15 protein-coding genes and 5 pseudogenes are annotated in these 22,628 nt (G+C 70.1%); 8 read left to right on the forward strand and 12 right to left on the reverse strand.

Features of this window, described 5'->3' with window-relative positions; all coding sequences use genetic code 11:
* The first annotated feature begins 4 nt into the window (after nt 1-4).
* The 3 genes from AB0I73_RS04385 to fabD are packed head-to-tail and all read left to right on the forward strand — an operon-like array spanning nt 5 to nt 5,590.
* Entirely contained in the window at nt 5-1,267 is a 1,263-nt protein-coding gene (locus tag AB0I73_RS04385) for a hydroxymethylglutaryl-CoA synthase (RefSeq protein WP_363033637.1), read from the forward strand.
* Nucleotides 1,255-3,687 carry an enoyl-CoA hydratase/isomerase gene (locus AB0I73_RS04390; protein ID WP_363033639.1) on the forward strand — a complete coding sequence of 811 codons (2,433 nt, stop codon included), beginning with the start codon at nt 1,255-1,257 and terminating at the stop codon, nt 3,685-3,687. The genes AB0I73_RS04385 and AB0I73_RS04390 overlap by 13 nt, the downstream gene beginning before the upstream one ends.
* A 13-nt stretch (nt 3,688-3,700) precedes the next feature.
* Nucleotides 3,701-5,590, forward strand: a complete 1,890-nt coding sequence (gene fabD / locus AB0I73_RS04395) for an ACP S-malonyltransferase (RefSeq protein ID WP_363033641.1) — start codon at nt 3,701-3,703, stop codon at nt 5,588-5,590.
* 67 nt (nt 5,591-5,657) lie between these two features.
* On the opposite strand, the gene AB0I73_RS04400 is transcribed toward fabD, so the two are convergent.
* Nucleotides 5,658-6,890: a cytochrome P450 gene (locus AB0I73_RS04400; RefSeq protein WP_363033643.1), complete on the reverse strand. Its 1,233-nt coding sequence runs from the start codon at nt 6,888-6,890 to the stop codon at nt 5,658-5,660.
* 217 nt (nt 6,891-7,107) lie between these two features.
* Entirely contained in the window at nt 7,108-7,935 is an 828-nt protein-coding gene (locus AB0I73_RS04405; RefSeq protein WP_363033645.1) for a pentapeptide repeat-containing protein, read from the reverse strand.
* A 594-nt stretch (nt 7,936-8,529) separates the two neighbouring features.
* Between AB0I73_RS04405 and AB0I73_RS04410 the strand changes: the two are divergent.
* Nucleotides 8,530-9,341, forward strand: a pseudogene (locus AB0I73_RS04410) (thiolase family protein); the annotation flags it as partial.
* A 140-nt stretch (nt 9,342-9,481) separates the two neighbouring features.
* Here the strand turns inward: AB0I73_RS04410 and AB0I73_RS04415 are convergent.
* Nucleotides 9,482-9,934, reverse strand: a pseudogene (locus tag AB0I73_RS04415) (rhomboid family intramembrane serine protease); the annotation flags it as partial.
* A 438-nt stretch (nt 9,935-10,372) separates the two neighbouring features.
* On the opposite strand from AB0I73_RS04415, the gene AB0I73_RS04420 reads away from it, so the two are divergent.
* The 4 genes and pseudogenes from AB0I73_RS04420 to AB0I73_RS04435 all read left to right on the forward strand — a co-directional run.
* Nucleotides 10,373-10,558 carry a tyrosine-type recombinase/integrase gene (locus AB0I73_RS04420; RefSeq protein ID WP_363033647.1) on the forward strand — a complete coding sequence of 62 codons (186 nt, stop codon included), beginning with the start codon at nt 10,373-10,375 and terminating at the stop codon, nt 10,556-10,558.
* Between the two features lie 194 nt (nt 10,559-10,752).
* Nucleotides 10,753-10,962 (forward strand): annotated as a pseudogene (locus AB0I73_RS04425) (transporter); the annotation flags it as partial.
* A gap of 199 nt (nt 10,963-11,161) precedes the next feature.
* Nucleotides 11,162-11,437 (forward strand): annotated as a pseudogene (locus AB0I73_RS04430) (ATP-binding protein); the annotation flags it as partial.
* 33 nt (nt 11,438-11,470) lie between these two features.
* Nucleotides 11,471-11,725, forward strand: a pseudogene (locus tag AB0I73_RS04435) (catalase-related domain-containing protein); the annotation flags it as partial.
* 125 nt (nt 11,726-11,850) lie between these two features.
* Here the strand turns inward: AB0I73_RS04435 and AB0I73_RS04440 are convergent.
* The 9 genes from AB0I73_RS04440 to AB0I73_RS04480 all read right to left on the reverse strand — a co-directional run bounded on the left by AB0I73_RS04440 (nt 11,851) and on the right by AB0I73_RS04480 (nt 22,110).
* A complete protein-coding gene (locus AB0I73_RS04440; protein ID WP_363033649.1) occupies nt 11,851-12,630 on the reverse strand; it encodes an HpcH/HpaI aldolase/citrate lyase family protein in 780 nt (259 codons plus the stop codon).
* Complete coding sequence (hpaH, locus tag AB0I73_RS04445; RefSeq protein ID WP_363033651.1) at nt 12,627-13,412, reverse strand: 2-oxo-hept-4-ene-1,7-dioate hydratase; 786 nt, start codon at nt 13,410-13,412, stop codon at nt 12,627-12,629. Before hpaH ends, AB0I73_RS04440 begins: the two co-directional genes overlap by 4 nt.
* Before the next feature lie 41 nt (nt 13,413-13,453).
* Nucleotides 13,454-14,245 carry an IclR family transcriptional regulator C-terminal domain-containing protein gene (locus AB0I73_RS04450; protein WP_363033653.1) on the reverse strand — a complete coding sequence of 264 codons (792 nt, stop codon included), beginning with the start codon at nt 14,243-14,245 and terminating at the stop codon, nt 13,454-13,456.
* Between the two features lie 99 nt (nt 14,246-14,344).
* Nucleotides 14,345-15,202: an alpha/beta fold hydrolase gene (locus AB0I73_RS04455; RefSeq protein WP_363033655.1), complete on the reverse strand. Its 858-nt coding sequence runs from the start codon at nt 15,200-15,202 to the stop codon at nt 14,345-14,347.
* A 20-nt stretch (nt 15,203-15,222) separates the two neighbouring features.
* Entirely contained in the window at nt 15,223-16,167 is a 945-nt protein-coding gene (locus AB0I73_RS04460) for a 2,3-dihydroxyphenylpropionate 1,2-dioxygenase (RefSeq protein ID WP_363033657.1), read from the reverse strand.
* 55 nt (nt 16,168-16,222) lie between these two features.
* Nucleotides 16,223-17,836 carry a bifunctional 3-(3-hydroxy-phenyl)propionate/3-hydroxycinnamic acid hydroxylase gene (locus AB0I73_RS04465; protein WP_363033659.1) on the reverse strand — a complete coding sequence of 538 codons (1,614 nt, stop codon included), beginning with the start codon at nt 17,834-17,836 and terminating at the stop codon, nt 16,223-16,225.
* 61 nt (nt 17,837-17,897) lie between these two features.
* Nucleotides 17,898-18,944, reverse strand: a complete 1,047-nt coding sequence (locus tag AB0I73_RS04470) for an extracellular solute-binding protein (RefSeq protein WP_363033661.1) — start codon at nt 18,942-18,944, stop codon at nt 17,898-17,900.
* A gap of 230 nt (nt 18,945-19,174) precedes the next feature.
* Nucleotides 19,175-20,323: an ABC transporter ATP-binding protein gene (locus tag AB0I73_RS04475; protein WP_363033663.1), complete on the reverse strand. Its 1,149-nt coding sequence runs from the start codon at nt 20,321-20,323 to the stop codon at nt 19,175-19,177.
* On the reverse strand, nt 20,320-22,110 hold the full coding sequence (locus tag AB0I73_RS04480; RefSeq protein ID WP_363033665.1) for an iron ABC transporter permease: 1,791 nt from the start codon (nt 22,108-22,110) through the stop codon (nt 20,320-20,322). The genes AB0I73_RS04475 and AB0I73_RS04480 overlap by 4 nt, the downstream gene beginning before the upstream one ends.
* Nucleotides 22,111-22,628: the final 518 nt, after the last annotated feature.

Raw genomic sequence — 22,628 nt, forward strand, 5'->3', positions numbered from 1 at the left:
AGTCATGTCCCGCGTCGGTATCGAAGCGATGAACGTGTTTGGCGGCTCGGCAGTGCTCGACGTCATGCAGCTGGCGAAGCACCGGGAGCTCGACCTTCCGAGGCTGAACAACCTGCTGATGAAGGAGAAGACCGTCGCGCTGCCCTTCGAGGACCCGGTGACCTTCGGGGCCAACGCGGCCAGGCCGGTCCTCGACCGGATGAGCGCGGCGGAGAAGGACAGCATCGAGCTGCTGATCACCTGCACGGAGTCCGGCTTCGACTTCTCGAAGTCGGCCAGCACCTATCTGCACGACCAGCTCGGGCTGAGCCGCAACTGCCGGATGTTCGAGCTGAAGCAGGCCTGCTACGCCGGCACGGCGGGGCTCCAGATGGCCTGCAACTTCATCCTGTCGGGCACCTCGCCGGGTGCGAAGGCCCTGGTGATCGCGACGGACATCTCGCGCTACATCCTCGGGGACGGCGACGACGCGGCAGCCCAGGACTGGGCCTACGCGGAGCCGAGCGGCGGCGCGGGCGCGGTGGCCATGCTGATCAGTGACACGCCGCACGTCTTCCAGCTCGACGTCGGCGCCAGCGGCTACTACGGCTACGAGGTCATGGACACCTGCCGGCCGGCGCCGGACAGCGAGGCGGGCGACGTGGACCTGTCCCTGATGTCGTACCTGGACTGCTGCGAGAAGGCGTACCTGGCGTACGAGGACAAGGTGGAGGGCGCCGACTACCGGGACTCCTTCCAGTACCTCGCCTTCCACACCCCCTTCGGCGGCATGGTCAAGGGCGCCCACCGCACGATGATGCGCAAGGTCGCCAAGGCCAAGGGCGCCGAGATCGCCGAGGACTTCGAACGACGCGTCATGCCCGGCCTGACCTACTGTCGACGCGTCGGGAACATCATGGGCGCGACCGTCTTCCTCTCGCTGGCCGGCACCGTCTGCAACGGCCGCTTCGACACACCGCAACGCCTGGGCCTCTTCTCGTACGGATCCGGCTGCTGCTCCGAGTTCTACAGCGGCGTCGTGACCCCCGACGGTGCGGCACGGCTGAGGGACATGGGGATCGAGGACCACCTGGACGCCCGCTACCAGCTGTCCCTCGACGAGTACGACGCGCTCCTCAGGGAGAGCGAGTTCGTCCGGGTCGGCACCCGCGACACCGTCGTGAACCAGGAGTACGTCCCCCGCACCCGGCGCGGCACGGGGTCGGCTCCGCGCCTCGTGCTGAAGGCGATCAAGGAGTTCCACCGGGAGTACGCATGGATCGACTGACCTACTCCACCCTGCGGGTGCGCGAAGAGGGCAGCGTGCTGTTCGCGCGCATCCACCGGCCGGAGGCGGGCAACGCCATCAACGCCGACCTGGTGCACGAGCTGAACGACGTCTTCACCAGGGCCTCGGCCTCCCCGGCCGTCACCGTCGTCGTCCTCGAAGGACTGCCCGAGGTGTTCTGCTTCGGCGCGGACTTCCGCGCGATCAGCGACGCGGCACGCCAGGGACAGGACACGGCGTTCGACCCTGAGCACATGTTCGAACTCTTCCGGCGGATGGCGTACGGGGACGTTCTCACCGTCGCCCACGTCCGGGGCAGGGCGAACGCGGGCGGAGTGGGCCTGGTGGCGGCGAGCGATGTGGTGATCGCCGACGAAAGCGCGTCGTTCAGCCTCTCCGAGCTGCTGTTCGGGCTGATACCGGCGGTCGTCCTGCCGTACCTGATCCGCCGGACCGGTTTCCAGCGCGCCCACTACCTCGCCGGTACCACCCAGACCATCGATTCCCGGCAGGCACACGAGTGGGGTCTGGTCGACGCCCTCGGCGCGGACAGCCACGCGCTGGTGCGCCGCCATCTGCAACGCCTGGGCCGCCTCTCCAAGAAGGGCGTCGCACGCTACAAGGCCTACCTGCGGGAACTGTCCCCGATCTCCGAGCACACCAAGGGCGTCGCGCTGGCCACCAACCGCGAGGTGTTCGCGGACCCCGACAACGTGCGGGCCATCCGGCGTTTCGCGGAGCGCGGCGTCTTCCCCTGGGAGGACACCGTTCCGGCCGCCACCGCGACCGGTCTGCCTGCCGCATCCTTGAACACCGTCACGGCCGCCGCACCGGCCCCACCGCCGCCGGGCTCTTCCCCTGACGCATCCACGAACCGCACGCACCGCCCCTCGCACGCGCCGGCCGCCCGGGACGAGCAGCCCGCCCTGCCCGGCCCGCGGGCCCCATCGACCGAGGACACAGTGGAACCGCAGCACCACCACCCCGCCGAACGTTTCACCGTCCTGCCCCAGGCGCTGGGCAACCCCCGATTCCGCGAGGCCCACGGCATCGACTACAACTACGCCGCGGGCGCGATGTACAAGGGCATCGCCTCGGTCGAACTCGTCACCGCCCTCGGCAACGCCGGAATGCTCGGCTTCTTCGGGACCGGCGGACTGGCCCCGGACGCCATTGACCAGGCGATCACGCGGATCAAGCGGGGCCTGGGCCCCGGCCGCGCCTACGGCATGAACCTGCTCAGCAACCCGCAGGAGCCGGAGCTGGAGATGCGCACCGTGGAGCTCTACCTGCGCCACAAGGTCCGCTCCGTCGAGGCATCGGCCTACGTCCGGCCGACCCTCCCGCTCGTGCGCTACCGACTGGCGGGACTCGGCACGGACGGCAACGGCCGGATACGGCAGGACCACCACATCGTCGCGAAGGTGTCGCGCACCGAGGTCGCCGAGCCGTTCCTGCGTCCTGCGCCGCCGGAAATGGTCCGCCAGCTGCTCGATCGCGGTCTGATCACCCCCGAGCAGGCAGAGCTCGGCACACGCGTCCCGCTCGCCCAGGACCTGTGCGTCGAGGCCGACTCGGCGGGCCACACCGACGGCGGCAACGCCTATGTGCTGATGCCCGTGATGCGCGCCCTGCGCGACCGGGTGAACCGCGAGGAGGCCTATCCCCCCGAGGCCGAGGTCCGCGTCGGGGCGGCGGGCGGAATCGGCTCCCCGGATGCGGCGCTCGCGGCGTTCACCCTGGGAGCCGAGTTCATCGTGACCGGTTCCATCAACCAGTGCACGGTGGAGGCCGGCACCAGTGACGCCGTCAAGGACATTCTCCAGGACCTCGGCGCCCACGACACGGACTACGCCCCCGCCGGCGACATGTTCGAGGTCGGCGCCAGGGTACAGGCGGTGAAGAAGGGGACCTTCTTCCCGGCACGTGCCCAGAAGCTGTACGAGCTGTACCTGCGGCACAACGCGATCGAGGAGCTCGACGCCCGGACCCGGGCCATGCTGGAGGACAAGTACTTCAAGCGCTCGATCGACGAGGTGTGGGAGGAGACCCGCGCCCATCTGGCCCGGCGCTTCCCGGACCGGCTCGCGGAGGCCGAGCGGAACCCCAAGCAGCGGATGGCGCTCGTCTTCCGCTGGTACTTCGTCCACTCCACCCGGCTGGCCATGAGCGGCAGCACCACCCAGCGGGTCGACTACCAGATCCACTGCGGCCCCGCGATGGGTGCTTTCAACAGCTGGGTGAAGGGCACCGACCTGGAGTCCTGGCGCAGCCGCAGAGCCGACGTCATCGCGGAGCGACTGCTGCGGGAGACCGCCGCACTGCTCGGCCGGCGTCTCGGCGAGTACGCCGCCCACGGCACACACGCCGTCCCCGCCCTTCACGGCGAACCAGTAATCCCCGCGACAACGGCTGAGTGATCACATGAAATCGGTGTACGTATTCCCCGGGCAGGGCTCGCAGCGCAAGGGCATGGGCGAGGGACTGTTCGAGAAGTTCCCCGACCTGGTAACGCAGGCGGACGACATCCTCGGCTACTCGCTCCGGGAACTGTGCCTCCACGACCCCGACCGGGTACTGAACAGGACGGAGTACACCCAGCCCGCCCTCTACGCGGTCAGCGCCCTCCGGTACCTGGACCGCGTCGCCTCCGACGGGGAGCTGCCGGCCGTCGTGGCCGGGCACAGCCTGGGGGAGTACTGCGCCCTGTTCGCCGCCGGTGCCTTCGACTTCGCCACCGGACTCGACCTGGTGCGCAAACGGGGCGAGTTGATGAGCCGGGCGCCCAAGGGTGCGATGGCCGCCGTCGCGAACCTGGACCAGGAGCGGGTGGCCGAGATCCTGGCCGGGCTGCCCTACCGCGGCATCGACATCGCCAACATCAACTCGCGTCAGCAGTGCATCCTCTCCGGCGCCTACGACGAAGTCCTCGCACCCGAGGTCCGCGCCGTCTACACGGAGGCCGGGGCCGCCTTCATCCCCCTCAACGTGAGTGCCGCCTTCCACTCGCGTTCCATGAGGGAAGTGCAGGACGAGTTCGCCCGCTACCTCTCCGGATTCCGGCTCGGAGAACTCGTGATCCCCGTGATCGCCAACCTCACGGCCCGGCCGTACCCCACCACCGGGTACGCGGACCTGCTCATCCAGCAGATATCGAACCCCGTCAAGTGGTACGAGTCGGTCTCCTGGCTGATGGGCCAGGGGCACCGGGAGTTCCACGAGATCGGTCCGGGCAACGTACTGACGAAGCTCACCGACAAGATCCGGCAGGAGCCCCTCCTGTTCGAGGAGGCCCCGCCCGCCCCGCGCCGGACGAGGCAGCGGCCCGAAGTCGTCTTCATGTACGGGGGGCAGGGCACCCAGTACCACCGGATGGGGCGGGAACTGTACGACACGCATCCGGTGTTCCGGGACGCCATGGACCGGTGCAGCGCGCTGTACGAGGCGGCCAACGGCACCTCACTGGTGGCCGCGATCCACGACACCCCCCGCCGGGGCCAGGACTTCGACGACATCCTGCAGACCCACGCCGCCCTCTACAGCATCGGTTGGAGCCTGACCGAGGCACTGCGCGACGAGGGTTTCCACCCCGACGCGGTGCTCGGCCACAGCCTGGGCGAGTACATCGCCGCGACCGTCGCGGGGGCGATGTCCTTCGAGGACGGCCTGGACCTCGTCATGAAGCAGGCCCACCTGCTGAAGTCGCGCTGCCGTACCGGCGGCATGCTCAGCGTCCTGGCCCCACCGGACCTCTACCAGCGGCGACGTGACCTGTTCGGCGGTCTGTCACTCGCGGGCGTCAACTACACGGGGGAGTCCACGGGCAACTTCGTCGTCAGCGGCGAGAGCGAGCGGATCGCCGAGGCGCGCACCGCGCTGGACGAGGAAGGGGTGATCGCCGTCGGACTGCCCGTCAGGTACGCGTTCCACTCAGGCCTCCTCGACGACATCCGCCACGAGTGCCGCAGCCTCGGCCGGGCCGTGCCGGTCGGTCGGCCGCAGCTGCCGGTCTACTCCTGTGCCTACGCAGGGAGGCTGGGGAGCGATTCGCTGGAGAGCTGGGACACCTACGTCTGGGACGTGATCCGTGGCCGAGTGCGCTTCGACGAGCTGATGGCCACCTCGTTCCGTGCCCCGCGCCGCCACCACTTCGTGGACCTCAGCGCCAGCGGCTCCTTCGTCAACTTCCTGAAGCACGGCTACGGGCCCGAGTACCGCGGCGGGTTCGCGATCAATCAGTTCGGGAACAACACCGCGTCGATGGCCAAGCTGCGCGAGGGACTGCTCTCCGTCACCCGGGAGGACACCCCCGCCCTGGTGTGAGGCAGCGCCGCGAAGGGCTCACCGGACGTCCTGGTGAGCCCTTCGCGGTATCCGCTCCGGGGCGGACTCAGCCGACCGACACCGGCAGCGAGGCCGGACCGCGCACGTTGATACGGCCGTTCCACGTCACATCGCCGTCGAGGGCCAGCTTCGGGAACCGCCGCAGCATCCGCTCGAAGGTGATGCTCGCCTCCAGCCGCGCCAGCGCAGCCCCCAGGCAGTGGTGCGAACCGGAACCGAACGAGACGTGCGCCCGGGCCCCCTCCCGGTCCAGGCGCAGTGTGTCCGCGTCCGGACCCCAGTGCAGCTCGTCCCGGTTCGCCGAGGCCAGACCCGCGATCACGAACGAACCGGCCGGGATCTCGACCCCGCTGAGCACGGTGGGCTCGACGGTGATGCGCCGGCTCGACTGGAGCGGGCTGTCGTAACGGAGCAGCTCGTCGACCGCGTTCGTCATCAAGGAGGCGTCCGAGCGCAGCGCGGCGAGCTGGTCGGGGTGGCGCAGCAGCGCCAGCGTGCCGCCGGCGAGCAGGTTCACGGTCGTCTCGTGACCCGCGATGTAGAGCAGCAGGATCTGGGCGACCAGTTCGTCGTCGCTGAGCTTGTCGCCGTCCTCCTCCGCCTCGATCAGAGCCGTCATCAGGTCGTCGGCGGGGTTGCGGCGCTTCCAGGCGATCATCTCGGCGGTGATCCCGGCGAGTTCCTCGTCCGCCGCCTCGATGGCCTGCATCAGGCCCGGGTCCGCGACGGGTTCGAGGGAGCGGACCATCGTGCCGCTCAGCTCGCGGATCCGCGTGTGGTCGGTGGACGGTGCGCCCAGCATTTCCGCGATCACGGTGAACGGCAGCGGGGAGGCGAGTGCGGGAACCAGGTCCGCCCGGCCCGCGTCGGCGACCCGGTCCAGCATCTCGTCGACGAGTTCGCCGATGCGCGGCGCGAGCGCCTGGATCGACTTCGGCGTGAAGGCCTTCTGCACCAGCTTGCGCAGCCGCGTGTGGTCCGGCGCGTCCCGGTCGATCATCGAGAAGCCGTCGATGAGCGGGGTCTTGCGCGACTCGTCCTTCTGTCGCAGGTTGACCATCGCACCCGAGGTGACGTTGCGCAGCTCGGACGACGCACCGGAACGCAGGAGCGCGGAGACGTCCTCGTAACGGGTGATGACCCAGAACCCCATCGGGTGGGCGTAGACGGGAGCGGTCTCCCGCAGCAGGGTGTACTGCGGATAGGGGTTGTCGGTGAACCCCTCGGCGAATGGATTGAACAGCGGTATCTGTTCACTGGGGAGAGCGCCCTCGGTCATCTCAGCTCCTCGTTTGCCGCACGATCTGTATCAGTTGATGTTGAGACAGACTAATGCGCCACATGATCCAACCGTGCCTGGGGTGGCAGGAGAACCAGGTCACGGCCGCGTCCGATGGCCGAGCGGGGGACGAGCAGTGTTCCCGGGCGACGCGGTGCCCGGCCCGGTTCGCAAGGGAGGCGGTGTCCCGACGAAGCCGTGCCGACGGGCCGGGGCTTTACGCGGCCCAGTGGCCCGGCCGCTGGAGCGCCGCCGGGATCTTGGTGGCCCGGTCGCCCCGGGCGGCGTTGAGCTGCGGCTGCGTGAGGAACAGAGCGCCCGTCAGGTCCGCCCCGCACAGGTTCGCGTCCCGCAGGTCCGCACCGATGAGGTCCGCCTCCCGAAGGTCCGCGCCGGACAGGTCGGCGGCGATCAGGTAGGCGCCGCGCATGCTGGCGCCGCGCAGCTTGGCGTTCCGCATGCGCTTGCCCATGAGGTCGGCGCCCCGGTGGTTCTTCTTGCGGCCGGGCACCGCGGCGCGGGCGAGCTCGCTGGCCCGCAGCAGCAGCGCATTCACCTCCCCGCGCAGCGCCATCACGTCGACGGCGAGCAGTGACTCGGCCGTGTCCCGGGTCATCGCGTCGATCCGGTCGTAGGCGCGACGCAGGTCGCGGCCGACGGGCCGGGCGGCCGGGAGGTCCATGGCCTCGGCGATGTACCGCAGCAGCTCGTGCAAGTGCCGCATGACCGGGAAGACCTCGTACATCGTGCGGGCCGAACCCGGCTCCTCGCGCCAGCTGCGGCCCTCGAAGGTCACCTGGGAGACCTTCTGCCCGGCCCCGAAGCAGTCGAAGACCGTGCAGCCGTTGTAACCGCTGTCGCGCAGCCGCTCGTGGATGCCGCAGCGGAAGTCCTGCCGGAGGTTGCCGCACGGGGTGCCGGCGGCCTTGTTCGCGGCGAAGTCCGCCGAGCGAGCGAAGGGCAGCGCCACGCAGCACAGGCCGAAGCAGTTCCCGCAGTCGGCCTGCAGGTCGGGGTTGGCGGCGTTCGGAGTGTGCTGGGACAAGACGGTTGCTCTCCTGGTGAGGCGGGGTGGTGGGCCACCACTGAGCCCCCTGCGGTGTCCGGCCCTGTGCACAGGGGGAGACAGCCTCCTATCATATCCGGTCCGGTGAGCCGCTACCGTATGCCTCCCCTCGGCCCGCGCCCGCCTCCGGGGTACGGGCGTGGTGCCCCGACCGACTCCTCCGGGGACCTGGCGAACATCGTGGGGAGGCACCCTCCGAGCTGCGTCTTCGCCCAGCCGGGGGCGGCCCGGGCCTCGGGGTGAGGAGCACGGGCGAGCCGGACGGATGGCCGCGCGCCCGCGGTGTGCGGGACCGCTTGGTGACGCTCGTGTGGCGATCCCGGCGCCTGACAGCTCACCGGCCGGACCAGAGAACCAGCTTGACCTGCGGTTTCTCTCGACTTCAGTCGCTGTGGCGTGTTCTCGATGACCCACCATGTGGAGTGCGTGGCGATCCTCAAGGCGGCGACGGAACCCTGACCTGCGTCTTCTTGGGATGCTCCGTACGCTCGACCTACTCTCGGCCCTCCGACGGGTGAAGTACGTCATGCCGCAGTTGGAGCGGCTGGAGCCTCTCAGGGGCCTGCTGCCCAGCGCGCCTGTCCCGCCGCGGACGTGACCGCAGCCTCCACCACTCTCGGACGGCGGCTGGTCAACGAACGCATACCGAAGGAGTGGACGGTCTCCCTGGGCGAGGCACACGAGCAGCCGGCCGACCGGTTCACCATCCGGCGGGGGCGGCAGGACGAGTTCGCCGCATGGTCCCACAACCTCGCCGACGACGCCTGGGCGGCCGGCCTCTACGACGATCTGGTGGTGCCGGTCGTGGTGGCCGGCAAGGGCGGCACCCTCCGCCGGGACGAGGGAAGCAGGCCCGGATCCACGGCCGGCAAGCTTGCCGCCCTCAAGCCGGCGTTCCGCCCCGACGGTGTGATCACGGCAGGCAATGCCTTGCCGCTGAGCGACGGCGCCTCGGCCGTGCTGCTCGGCTCGCAGGCCGCCGCAGCGCGCATCGGTGCAGATCCGCCGGCCCGCATCGCAGGACGCGAGGTGTTCGCGCTGGATCCGCAGATGTTCGGCTTCGCGCAGGTGGAGGCGGCGAACCGGGCCCTGAAGAGCGCGGGCATCTCCTGGTCCGACGTCTTCGCGGTCGAACTCAACGAGGCGTTCGCCGTGCAGGCACTGGCCTGCGTGGACGCCTGGAAGATCGATCCCGAAACGGTCAACACCAAGGGCGGCGCCACCGCGCTCGGCCACCCGCCGGGCGCCTCCGGTGGCAGGATCCTCGGCACGCTGACCCACCGGCTGGAGGAGCCCGGCGAGCGGTGAGGATTGCGGTCATCTGTATCGGAGTGGGCCAGGCGCTCGCCGTGGTCCTGGAGAACGGCACGGAGAAGAACCGATGACCACGCGGCTGTGTGCCCACGCTGATGAGGTGGTCGCCGGGATCGGGGACGGCTCGACAGTGCTCCTCGGCGGCTTCGGGATGGCCGGCATTCAAAGTCGGTCAGGTTCTCCCGGGGTGCCTGGCCTCTGGCGTGCGGCGCTACCAGGCCCGTCGGGTCTGTCGTCCGAAGAGGACGCCGCCCGGTTCGGGGGGTGGGAGAGTGCCCGGTTTGAGGGGCCAGGCGATCAGCATGCCGACGGCGAAGCCGACCACGTGGGCCGCGTAGGCCACCGTCCCGGCGCCGGTGACGCCCGCGCCCGCCGAGTACGCCGCCTGGAGGACGAACCACAGGCCCAGCACGATCCAGGCCGGCAGGCGCAGGGGCAGGAAGATCAGGAAGGGGACGAGGACCCAGACCCGGGCCTTCGGGTAGAGCACCAGGTAGGCGCCCAGCACCCCCGCGATCGCCCCGGAGGCGCCGATCAGGGGGGTGGTGGCGTTCGGGTTCGTGAGGGCGAATCCGTATGCGGCCGCGTAGCCGCAGACCAGGTGGAACAGCAGGTACCGCAGATGGCCCATGCGGTCCTCGATGTTGTTTTCGAAGATCCAAAGGATGGGCATTGCCGCAGGTCATGGGCATGCTGGGGGAACCCCAGGTCAGCAAGCAGCCAGCAAGGGGCGAGCGGGAGGCCCCGCCTTGCCGACCGCGGGGCGCGTCAGCAGGAGCAGGTCCGCTGGTCCGCCCGGCTTTCGGAGGGTGTCGCTCCTTGGCTCGTCGGCTCGCCCGCGGCATGGGTTCCTTCTTCAGGCCCTGTGACTGCTCCAGGCACAGCCGTTGCCCGCACGCCTGCACCATCCGGTTTCGCGCTGCTCGGGGAAAACAGCGACCGGAAGAAGACGTCTTTCTCGATCGGACGATTCGTGGAAGAGCACGGGACCACGGAGGACGGGTACCTCTTGAGGGGGCCGAAGGGGCCCTTCAGCGAACCGAACGAGCGATACCGGGTGTCGAAGCTGTTCCAGGCCCTCCCGCCGGCGGAAGGCGTCGGAATGTACAGCTTCCGGCACTTCTTCGCGTCCAACTCGCTGAGCAACGGCATCCCCATCACAGACGTGGCGGAATGGATGGGGCACACGTCGATCCAGGTCACCTACCGCACATACAGGAACCTCATGCCCGGAAGCATCACCAAGGCGGCGATGGTCCTGGACGAACAGTTGCGGGCCGTCGTGTGACGGTTGGAAGTCGGCGCCAGAAGCGGCGGCGGGACACCGGTGGGCCTCGACGGCCCGCCCCGGCCCTTCACCTGACCCTCGCTCTTCTTGGGGCCGTCACGGAAACAATCCCGCCCCTCTCCGACGTTCTCAATCTTCGAATAGAGGAGGGGAAGGCGTCCGGCCTGAAGCTGGTCCGCACGACGAAGGGCGGCATGACGGAGGTCGTGCCGCGGCCGGCTGATACCGAGGCCGATGTGCAGCGCCTCGTCGAGAGCAACATGCAGGAGCTGCTCGGGGTCCGGTTCCTGGCAAGTGAGTACGGCACCGGCCCGGTGCACGGCGGGCGGATCGACTTGCTGGGCCTGGACGAGAACGGGGCGCCAGCGGTCGTGGAGTTCAAGCGCGGGACCGAAGAGGCGGGCGGGAGCCCGTGCTCCCCATAGACCTGTTCCCGATGACGCATCACGTGGAGTGCGTGGCGATCCTGGAGCCTGCGGGAAAGAGCCGCTGACCTGCGGTTCAGCATGAACGCCGGTGGGTCTCGACCTGTTTCGCGACATCCAGCGGGTCGAGCCCACCGGGCCCGCCTCACCTGCGGATCTGTGCTGGAGCGACGGGTGGGAGCGCCCGCAGCACCTCCGCGCCCGGCTCGCCCTCCTCGGCGAGGCCAAGGCCACCGCCGCCCGCCGCGGCACCGGCGACCTGCAACGCCTGGAACGCATCCGTACCCTGCTCGCCGGCCAGGGTTACGACACCACGGGCACCACCCTGGCCCTGTTCTCCCTGCACGGGTTCTATCCGGACCTGATCGAGGCCGCGGCCGGCCGCGACGATCTGCTCCTGGTCGACCTGGCGGCTCTTTACGGGATCGAGTGGCCACCGAGTTCCTCGGCGTGACGGTGCAGGTCGGAAGAGGTCGAGCCGGGCTGAGGGCAGCCCGGCACCCTGGTGCGCGAGGTCGTGGACGACGCCGCCCGGGACCGCTTGGTCGACAACGTCGTCGGACACCTCCTCAACGGTGTCACCGAACCCGCCCTCGAGCGGGCCTTCGAGTACTGGGCCGACAGCGGCGAGAACATCGGCAAGGGCATCGCCGACGGTGTTCGCGCCAAGGCCAAGGAGAAGGACCCCAAGGCTGCCGAACAAGGCAATCCCGCCCGGCGCACCATGCAGCACAAGGCATGAGACCCGTGCTGAGCCCGCCGGGGCGACGCGCGGTCGGGGCGTGAGCCGGGCGGGGGCCACCTCGCCCGGGGCCGGAGAGAACTCTCGCCACGGCCCGGGCAAGGTGACTCCCGGGGTACGTCACCTCATCGTTCCCCGCCGTCGGCCAGGCGTGCGGCGAGCGCCCGACTGCCCTGCGCCAGCAGCGTGACGTCCGCGCCGACGAGGACGAAGCGGGCTTTCGCGGTGAGGTAGTGGCGGGCCGTGCTCTCGTTGAAGGCGTTGACACCCGCGGGCTTGCCGACCCGGTGCGCGGCGGTGAGGCAGTGCTCGACGGCACGCATCACGTCCGGGTGTTCCTGTTGGCCCAGCAGACCCATCGAGGCGGCGAGATCGGAGGGGCCGAGGAAGACGGCGTCGACTCCGTCGACCGCGAGGATCTCCTCCACGTTCGCCACGGCTTCCTCGGACTCGATCTGCACGGTGAGGGAGCACGTCTCGCCGGCGGTGTGCAGGTAGGAGTCGACGCCGTTCCAGCGGGAGGCGCGGGCGAGGGCCGCGCCCACACCGCGGACGCCGCGGGGCGGGTAGTGCATCGCGGCGACGGCCTGCCGGGCCTGCTCGGCGGTGTCGACCATGGGGATGAGCAGGTTCTGCGCGCCGAGGTCGAGGTACTGCTTGATGGTCACCGTGTCGAGGGCGGGCGGCCGCACGACCGGGACGGGACCGTATCCGCGCACCGCCTGGAGCTGGGCGAGGATCGAGTCGAGGCCGTTGGGGCTGTGCTCGGCGTCGATGAGGAGCCAGTCGAGCCCGGAGCCGGCGCAGATCTCGGCGACCAGCGGACTGCCGGTGCACAGCCACATGCCCGTCAGCGGCCGGTCGGCTGCGGCGAGGGCGTCGAGGAAGGTGGGGTCGGGGGTCATGCGAACGTGCACGTGATCGTTCCCAGCGGTCCGTAGTCGGCGAGGAAGGTGTCGCCCTTCTGCACGTGGACGGGACGGGTGAAGGAGCCGGCGAGGACCAGGTCACCGGCCTTGAGGCCGCTGCCGTGCCGGGCGAGCTTGTTGGCCAGCCAGTGGACGCCGGAGGCGGGGTGGTTGAGGACGCCGGCCGCCAGGCCCGTCTCCTCGACGGTCTGGTTGCGGTACAGCAGGGCGCCGATCCAGCGCAGGTCGACGGAGTCCGGCTTGACCGGGTTGCCACCGACCACCATCGCCCCCATCGCGGCGTTGTCGCTGATGGTGTCCACGATGGTGCGGCCCTTCAGCTCGATGTGGGAGTCGAGGATCTCCAGGGCGGGGACGACGTACTCGGTCGCCGAAAGGACGTCGAAAATGGTGCAGCCCGGCCCGTCGAGGTCGGCGTTGAGCTTGAAGGCGAGTTCCACCTCGATCCGCGGGTGGGTGTAGCGCTCCCAGGGGATCTCGCAGCCGTTCTCCAGGACCATGTCGTCGAAGACGACACCGTAGTCGGGTTCGGTGATGCCGGTGGCCGCCTGCATGGCCTTCGAGGTGAGCCCGATCTTGCGGCCGACGATCCGTCGGCCGGCGGCGGTCTGCCGGTCGGCCCACAGGTTCTGCACCGCGTAGGAGTCCTCGACCTCCATCTCCGGGTAGCGGGCGCTGAGCAGGGGGATGGGGGTGCGGGTACGGGTGGCCTCGGCGAGTTCGTCGGCGATGGTCTGTCGTTGCGCGGAGTTGAGCATGGGTGTGTTTCGCTTTCCGGAGTCGTGGAAGGCCGGGCGGCTCACCGGTAGTCGGCGAGGTCGCTCTTGATGCGTGCGGCGGTGTCCAGCAGGGCGGTCAGGAACTCGTCCAAAAGCCTGTCCATGGGCACCCGCATGTAGTTGGTGGCGATGTTGACGGCGGCCACCGTTTCGCCCTGCATGTCGGTGATCGGGGCGGCGATGGTGCGTACGCCCAGTTCCCTCTCCTGATCGGCCAGTTCCCAGCCGCGGTCGCGGATGAGTGTCAGGCGGTCGCGCATGGCCTCCGGGTCGGTCACGGTGTGCTCGGTGTACGCCTGGAAGGTGTGCGCGTCCAGGAAGGACGTCAGCTCGGCTTCCGAGAGGTGGGCGAGCAACACCCGTCCCACGGCGGTCGCGGCCGGGTCGATGCGTGAACCGATCCGGATGGTGGTGCTCATGACGCGCTGGGACTGGGAACGCGCGAGGTAGATCACGTCGCCGCCGTCCAGCACGCCCAGCGAGCACACCTCGCCCAACTGCTCGTTGAGCGCGTCGAGGTGCGGCTGGGCGATTTCGGGCAGCTCGAAGGAGGAGATGTAGGCGTAGCCGAGGTCGAGCACCTTCGGCAGCAGCCGGAAGGCGCCGTCGGTGCTGCTCATGTACCCGAGCGCCTGCAGGGTCAGGACGATGCGCCGGGCACTCGGCTTCGATATGCCGGTGGCGGCGGCGACCTCGCTCAGGGTCATCGACTTGCGCTCGGCGGAGAAGGCCCGGATGACCGCCAGTCCCTTGCCGAGGGACTGGATGAAGTCACCCTCGGCGATCGGCGCCACCTGATCGTTGTGAGCCACCTGGCTCCTCCTTCGGGGGTTGTCGTCCTGGGGCCGGCGTGGTGGCCGGCCGGTCGATCGCGTTCGTCGCGCGCTGTCGGCGAACGGTCGGTCCGGCGATCAGCCGCCAGAGTGTAGCCGCAGGAACTGGCCGACCAGCGCGTTGAACTGAGGCGCCTTCTCGACCTGGCTCCAGTGGCCGCACCGGGAGTAGAGGTGCAGGTCGGCCCGGGGGAGCACCTCGGCGAGCTGCAGGCTGCGGGACACCGGGATGACGGTGTCGTCGCGGCCGTGCACGAGCAGCACCGGCCGGTCGAATCCGCGCAGCGCCTCGATGTCGAGCGGGTTGTGTACCCGGTCGTGGTCGCGGGCCTCGATGACCTTGGCGAAGCGTTCCTCGGCGCCCGGTGCGCGGGCCGCGGTGTAGCGGGCGGCGACGAGGTCGTCCGTGACCAGCGACGGCTCGGTGACGAACTCGTTCAGCACCTTGCGGATGCCCGCTTCGGTGACCTCGGGCCGTGCGTGGCGGGCCAGTGCGGCGGTGCGCGGGGCGCCGCCGGTGCCCATGGAGACGATGCCGAGGAGACGCTCCGGGTGGGTCAGCGCCATCTGGAACGCCACCCAGCCGCCGAGGGAGTTGCCGACCAGCCAGGTCCGCTCGATGCCCAGGGTGTCGAGCAGCCGTACGGTGTGCCGCACCCACGCGTCGATGCCGTAGGCGGCGTCGGGCGCGGGCCGGGTCTGGCCGAAGCCCAGCAGGTCGAGCGCGACGGTGCGGTGCTCGCGGGCGAGCTCCGGCAGGTTCAGCCACCAGTTCGCGGCGGCGGAGACGCCTGCCCCGGAACCGTGCAGGAACGTGACGGGCGTTCCCTCACCCAGGTCGTGATAGTGCGTCAGCTCTCCGGGCGCGGTCTCCGCCCAGCTGTCCTCGAGCCCGAAGTAGGCGTCGGTGGTGTAGTCGGGTGTGTCCATGCTCATGCTCTGCGTGCCTTCCTCGTTCACAGCTGCGCGGTCCCCGCGACGGCGCCCATGCCGGTGACCCAGCGCGGCACCGCCTCGTAGCCGAGGACCTCGACGGGTCCGCCCCAGGCCGCCCACGCGGCGAGCCAGGTGCGCACTTCATGGGCCCCGTTGCCCGCGGTCTCCTCGACCTGCCGGGAATCCATGGCCAGCAACGACGTGTGGTCGCCGGCGGTGAGCCGGTCCAGGAACCAGCGGTCCCACTCGGCGTTGACGGGCCCCTCGTGGCCGTCCGCGATGCGCTGCGCCAGGCTCTCCTCGCGGGAGGCGTTGTAGGCGTCGACGCGGTCGCGGCCGTCGACGAGGTAGTCGCGGGTGTTCGCGTCGAGCGTCTCGTCCTCGACCGAAAGCGCCTTCACCCAGTGCGAGAGTCCGCCGGACGCCAGCACCAGGACGCGCTGGTCGCCGGGCAGGGAGCGGACGGCGTCGCCGACCGCCAGGCCGAAGTCGAAGCAGCGGCGGAAGGAGGGCCGCGGATCTGCGCTGCAGTTGACCATGACCGGCACCACGGGCACGTCGAGACCGGGCCACAGCACCTGGTAGGGCTGCACGATGCCGTGGTCCACGCCCATGCGCACGGAGAACGCGGGATCGAAGCCGGCGGCCTGGGTGCTCTCGGCGATGTGCCGGCCGATGCCCTCGGCGTGCGGCACCGCGCCCTTGTGCGTGCCGTAGTCGCCGCAGCTGACGATCTCGCCGACGCCGACGCAGAAGGACGGCATGACGTCGAGGAAGAAGTTACGGAAGTGGTCCGGGCCGAAGATCACCACCGCGTCGGGCGCGAGGTCGGCGACCAGCTCGCGGAGACGGGCGGCGGCCGTGGTGAACCGGGCGCCAAGGGTGTCGGGGGTGGTCTCGGCCGGGAGCGAACCGTCCCAGAAAGGGGAGTGGGAGAGGGCGGCGAAGCCGACTATCTCGGACATGTGTGGGCCTTTTCTCGGATGCCTGGGTACCTCGGGTTTCCGGGTGTCGCGGTCCTCAGGTGCGGACCGCCGGTTCGCGGACCGGCATGATGCGGCGGAACCGTGCGGTGAGGTCGTCGAGTTCGTCCCCGGCGCAGGTGGCCGCGAGGTAGCGGTCGGGGCGCAGGACGACGATCTCGCGGGAGCGGTCGCCCTTGTGCCAGTCCCGGAAGCCCCCGGCGGTGTCGTCCAGCAGCAGGGTGCCGGCGTCCGTGGTGCGCAGGTGCTTCCCGGCCCGGGAGCGGTTGACGCGTACCAGCTGTGCGCCGAGGGAGCGCCAGTAGGCGGCCGACTCCTCGGACAGGTGGTCGGCGGGGTCGATGTTGATGCCGATCACGGCGAACCACGGGCCCACGGCGTCGTCCAGCCGCAGCCGGGTGCCGTCCTCGGTCTCCACCGCGGGCTGGATGAACATCTTGCCGACCGGCGATGCGTCGTCCGTCCGCCGGTGGGCCACGACGCCCTGGCGGTAGAACGGCATCGGCTTGAACTTCATCTGCAGGATGTAGTCCCGGGCCGAGGGGACGCGCACGCTGGCGCGCAGCAGCAGCGAACGGGCCCGTTCGCCGAGCTTGGTCTTCGGCGAGTAGACCTTCCCCAGGGTCGTGGCCAGGTCCACCATCGCCTTGGCGTGGCCGTGGCGTTCGGTGTGGTACGTGTCGAGGATGCGGTCGTCGGCGCCGTGCGCCAGGACCGCGGCCAGCTTCCAGGCGATGTTGGCCGCGTCGCGGATGCCGGAGTTCATGCCCTGGCCGAACCAGGGCGGCTGGAGGTGGGCGGCGTCGCCCGCCAGGAACACCCGGCCGGTGCGGAAGCGGTCGGCGACCCGCGAGTGGTGCTGGTAGATGCGGCCGCGCTCCAGGCCGGGCATCGGGCCGTCCCAGTCGAAGTGCTTGCGGATCAGGCGCTCGACCGCCCCCGGCTCGAGCATCTCCTCGTCGGTCTCGTGCTCGGCGAGCCGGAACTCGAAGCGCCGGTAGCCGAAGGGCAGGTCGATCGACACGTGGGGGCGGGTGCTGCTGATGTAGTTGCCGGCGTAGGGGGCGTGCAGCTCGGCGTCCTTGAGGTCGACGACCAGCCAGCGGGCCCCGAGCGTGGAACCCTCGAGGGTGGCCCCGACCAGTTTGCGGACGGTGCTGCGGCCGCCGTCCGCGCCGACGACGTAGTCCGCCCGGACGGTGAACTCCTCGCCGGAGTCGTCGCGCATCCGCGCGGTGACCCCTTCGTCGTCCTGCTCCAGCGTCAGCAGTTCCGTCGAGACGCGCAGGCCGACGTGGGCGAAGCGGTCCAGTCCCGCGCGCAGCTTCTTCTCCAGCATGGGCTGCAGGAAGGAGTTGCGCCGGGGCCAGCCGAAGGGCTGCGCGGAGGGCGCGATCTCCACGAGGTAGCGGCCGGAGGAGTCGAAGTACCGCAGCAGCTGGTTCTGGATCATGTCCGCGTGCACGGTCTCACCCAGTCCCGCCGACTGGAAGACGCGCAGCGACTCGTCGTCCACTCCGACGCCCCGCGGGAAGTCGACGACTTCGGGAGCCTTGTCGACGAGCAGGCTCTCGATGCCGTACACACCGAGCAGGTTGGCGATCGTGGTGCCGCACGGGCCGGCGCCGACGACGAGTACCTGCGTTCTCACGATGTCGTCCATGGGTGCGATGTCTTCCGTTTCTGCCTGTGGATCCACTGGTTGCGCGCGGTCAGAACTTCTCGCCGAGCAGCTCGAGGCTCTTCTCGTAGCGCTCGGCACCGGGGTAGGTGATCGGCTCGAACTTGCCCAGTTCCTCGGCACCTTCGGGCTCGGGGGCGCCGGGCATGGTGCCGAACTCGTAGATGTGCTCGGCCACGGACTTCTGGCCCTCCTCGGAGAACATCCAGCTCACCAGGAGGCGGGCGGCGTTGGGGTGCGGGCTGGAGTCGAGGGTGCCGTAGGCGACGTCCGACATGTAGCCACCGTCCTTCATGACCGCGTAGCCGAGGGGGGCGCCGGCGGCCTTCTGCCGCATGTAGGTGCCGTATCCGGCGACCAGGGACGCCTGCGTCTCCCCGGTGGTGACCGCCTGCAGCGCGGTGGCGACACTGGGGAAGACCTTCGGCTTGACCTTGCCCGCATAGTCGTCCAGCCACTTCTCGTCGACGACGCCCGCCTCCAGGGCGGCGGACAGGACCTGCGGGGTGGCGCCGCTGATGGACGGGTCCGAGATGCCCTGCTTGGCCTTCCACCCCGGGTCGCCGAGTTCGGCCCAAGTGTCCGGGACGTCCGCCTCGTCGAGGGACTTGGTGTTGTAGACGGTGGCGTAGAGGTGCTGGGAGGGGACGCTCCACAGGTCCTCCTTGCCCCGGTAGTCGTCCTCCAGCGCGTCCGCCTCGACGGGCCGGAAGGGCGACAGATAGTCGGAGGTGGCGTAGCGCTCCATGTCGGAGACACCGATGTGCAGCAGGTCCGCCTTGAAGCCGCCGGCGACCAGCTCGCCCTCGAGCCGGGAGTCGAGCTCGGCGCCGAAGATGTCCGTGGTCTTCACCTTGATGCCGGGGTAGGCGGCCTCGAACTCCTCGTACACCTTGGCGTAGAGGTCCTCGGTCGGGCCGTAGACCAGGATCTCGCCCTCCTTCTTGGCCACCTCGTACAGCTCGGTGAGGGAGGAGGCGTCCGCCGCCTCCGGGGCGGAGTCCGAGCCGCCGCACGCCGTCAGGGTGAGGCACGTGGAGAGCAGGGCGGCCGTGACGGCGAGGTGCGTTCTTCTCATGGCGGTGTGGCCTTTCGTACGGTCGGGGTGCGCGGGTGGGGTGCCGGGGGTGGTCTCCCCGGCCGGTGTCAGGGGTGGCGGAGCGGTCGTAAGGAGGCCGCCGCGCGGAAGCGGGAAGTGCGGGATGCGGAGGTGAGGGGTGCGGCACCGGCGTCCGGGCGGGGGAACGCCCGAAGGAGCGCCGGTGCCCGCTGGCCGGCCGCGTGACAGGGGCTCGGGCCGGCCAGCTCTCAGGCCGCCGCCGGGGCGGGGGCGGTGGCGGCGGGCTGCTTGTGGGCCTCCTCGCCCACCGCGACGACCACCGATGCGCCCGCCGGCGGCGCCGCCAGGGCCGGTTCGCCGACGGTCACCTCGTCGGCGTACCCGGGGCGTACCCGGGCGACGATCTCGGTGGTGCCGTCGGACACCACGATCTCCACGTCGTCGCCGAGGTGGGACTTGGACCGCACGGTGCCGCGGAAGACGTTGCCGCTGTCGGTCTCCCGGCCCTCGGGGTGGACACGGACCAGTCGGGAGCGGACCGCGACCGTGACCCGGTCGCCCGGGGCGACCGGGCGGTCGACGGCCGCCCGCAGATGATTGGTGCCGCCCGGCAGCTCCACGGTGCACATCCCGTCGCCGGTCTCGGTGACCGTGGCCCGCAGGAAGTTGTCGAACCCGACGAACTCGCTGACGAAGGCCGTGCGGGGACGGACGAACACCTCGCGCGGCGGGCCCTGCTGCACGATGGTGCCCTGCTGCAGCACCGCGATGCGGTCGGCGAGGCCTCCCGCGTCCTCCTTGTCGTGCGTCACGTACAGCGCGGTGGCGCCCAGGTGCTGCTGGATGCGGCGGATCTCGCGCCGCATCTGGGACCGCAGGTTGGTGTCGAGGCTCGACAGCGGCTCGTCCAGCAGGAGCAGGCGCGGTCGGCCGACCACGGCGCGGGCCAGCGACACGCGTTGCTGCTGACCGCCGGACAGGGTGCCGGGGTAGGAGTCGGCGAAGTCGAGCAGACCGACCATCGCCAGTGTCTCGCGGGTGCGTTCGGTGATCTCGCGGCGCTCGACCCGCTGCCGCTTCAGCGGGTAGGCGACGTTGTCGAACACGGTCTTGTGGGGCCACAGGGCGAAGCTCTGGAACACCATGCCCAGTTCGCGTTTCTCGGGCGGCAGGTTCAGCTTCCGTGAGCTGTCGTACACCGGCTCGTCACCCAGGTGGATGCTGCCCGAGCTGGGGCTCTCGAGACCGGCTATGGAGCGCAGCAGGGTGCTCTTGCCGCAGCCCGAGGGGCCGAGCAGGCAGACGAACTCGCCGTCGGCGACCTCGAGGTCCACCCCGTCCAGGACGGTCTTGGCGCCGAAGGACTTGGTGACACCCCTGACGGAAATCCCGGTCATCGGACGTTCTCCTTCTCGGAGTCGGAGTAGGGGGCGGGCGCGGTCTCGGGCACGGCCCTTCGGAGCACCCGGCGGACGAGGGCGCCGAGGGCGGCCAGGGCGAGGGCCAGCACGGCCAGGCAGGCGGTGAAGACGACGTAGAGGGCCGAGGCCATCACCGGTTCGCCGTTGTTGTAGTAGGAGAAGCTGACGGTCGCGATCATCTGGGTGTCGGTGGAGCCCAGCAGGATCGGCACGTCGAGGATTCCGGACATCGTGATGCCGACCAGGAACCAGGCCGAGAGCAGGCTCGGCGACAGGATGCGCGCGGTCACCATGCCGATGGCGCGCAGCGGGCTGCCGCCGAACACCCGCGCGGCCTCCTCCAGTTCGACCCCGATCTGGGAGAGTGGTCCTTCCAGGGTGCGGGTGGCCAGCGGCGCGGTCGCCACTGCCAGGCCGATCACGAGCAGCCAGATTGTGCCGTACAGGCTGCTGCCGCCGGGCGTGGTGAGGACCGACCACAGCAGGGCCAGCCCCAGGACGAGGCCGGGCATGGCGGCGGGAACCCATGAGGCCATCTGGATGAACCGGCCGGCCGCCGACCGCATGCGCACGAAGGCGTAGGCGACGACGAAGCCGAGCAGGACCGCCAGCGCGCCGCCGATCGCCGACACGGCCAGGGTGCTCTGCAGTGCCTTGACCACGCCGTCGTCCGCGAGCAGACGCTCGATGTTGGCCGTGGTCAGCGTCGAGACGCCCAGGTACGGCTGGAAGGCGCTGAGGACGACCTGGACGGTGGGGACCGCGAGGGCGACCAGCAGGAAGAGGGCGATCGCCACGGTGAGCGGGGTCCGGGCCCGGCCCGCCGGCCGCAGGCTTCCGGCCTTGGCGCGTCCGCCGACGGAGGAGTAGGAACGTCCGCCGCCGGTCAGCCGCCACTGCAGTGCGACCAGCGCCGCCAGGATCAGCACGATGACCAGCGAGGCCACGGAGGCTGCGGCGTAGTCCGGCCGCAGCCCGCCGCGCAGGTAGTCGTAGATGTGCGTCGAGTAGACCTTGATGCCGGCGGGCACCCCGAGCATCGCGGGCGTCTCGAAGGCCTCGAGCCCCTTCACGAAGACGTACAGGGCGGCGGCGAGGATCGCGGGCATCAGCGCGGGCAGTTCGATGCCGAAGAAGGCCCGCCTCCCCGAGGCTCCACTGATCCGGGCGGCCTCCTCCAAGGCGGCGTTGCGGTTGCGGAAGGCGCCGACGACGACCAGGTAGGCCAGTGCGCCCGCCTTGAGCGCCGTGACCACGATGAGCCCGAACCAGCTGCGGGTCTCCAGCAGCGGAGCCAGCGAGCCGAGGCCGACCGCGGACAGCGACTTGTGGATCAGGCCCGACTCCCCGGCGCCGAGCATGGCCCACGCCAGGGCGTAGAGCACGGTCGGCATCGCGACGATCACCATCATCGCCGGAGTGATCCAACGGCGGAGCGGAACGTCGAAGCGGGTGCTGACGGCTGCGAAGAAGACCGCGATCGCCATCGCGAAGACGGTGATGACCAGCGCGTACACCAGGGAGGTGGCGAGGGTGCTCCAGGTTCCCGGGTCGGTGAGCACCCGGGTGACACCCTCCGTGGTCCAGCTGGGGTTCACCCCGATCGGGGACGTCCTGAACGCCCCGTACACCAGCATCACCAGCGGCCAGACGAACAGCCAGGTGAAGACGACGGCGCCGATCAGCCGGGGGAGGTGCCGCACCAGGGCTGCGCCAGGTGCGGCTTTTCCGCCCGTGGCCGCGCCTGAGGCCATGCTGCTCATGGTGTTCCTCCTCGAACAGTCGCAGCTGTACGCATTCCGTACGCGGTGTACGTCATCCGTACTGGAGGTGACATTAAGGAGGGCGTGACTGGCTCGTCAATCCCTTGTTTCCCAGGGATTATTGGTGTATCGGGAGTATGTCCTGCGGCAGGGCGCGCGGGGTGTGTGGCTCTGCACGTACGAGGGTGTAGCCGGTGTCCCGTCGCGGGCCGCCGGCGCCTTGCCTGCGTGTTCGTCCTGTTCAGGGGCCGGTCCGTAGCGTCCGCCGGAAGTCTCCGCCCTTCGTGCCGGGCGCCCGTGGGCCGAAACCGGGGGACGGCGTCACGCTCGGGGCAACTGTCCGCGAACCACGGGCGACCGTCGGCGCCCGGCCACGCGTCATGGTCTCCATGAGCCTGTTGTCTGTGATCACGCCGACGCTCTCGCCCTCGGCCCGGAGGCCGTCGATCGACGCCTCACCGAGGGCGGGACCCGTATGCCCTGGAGCACCGGGCCACCACGTCAATCCCCTCGGACTG

The sequence above is a fragment of the Streptomyces sp. NPDC050388 genome (assembly GCF_040655635.1).
GTDB lineage: Bacteria > Actinomycetota > Actinomycetes > Streptomycetales > Streptomycetaceae > Streptomyces.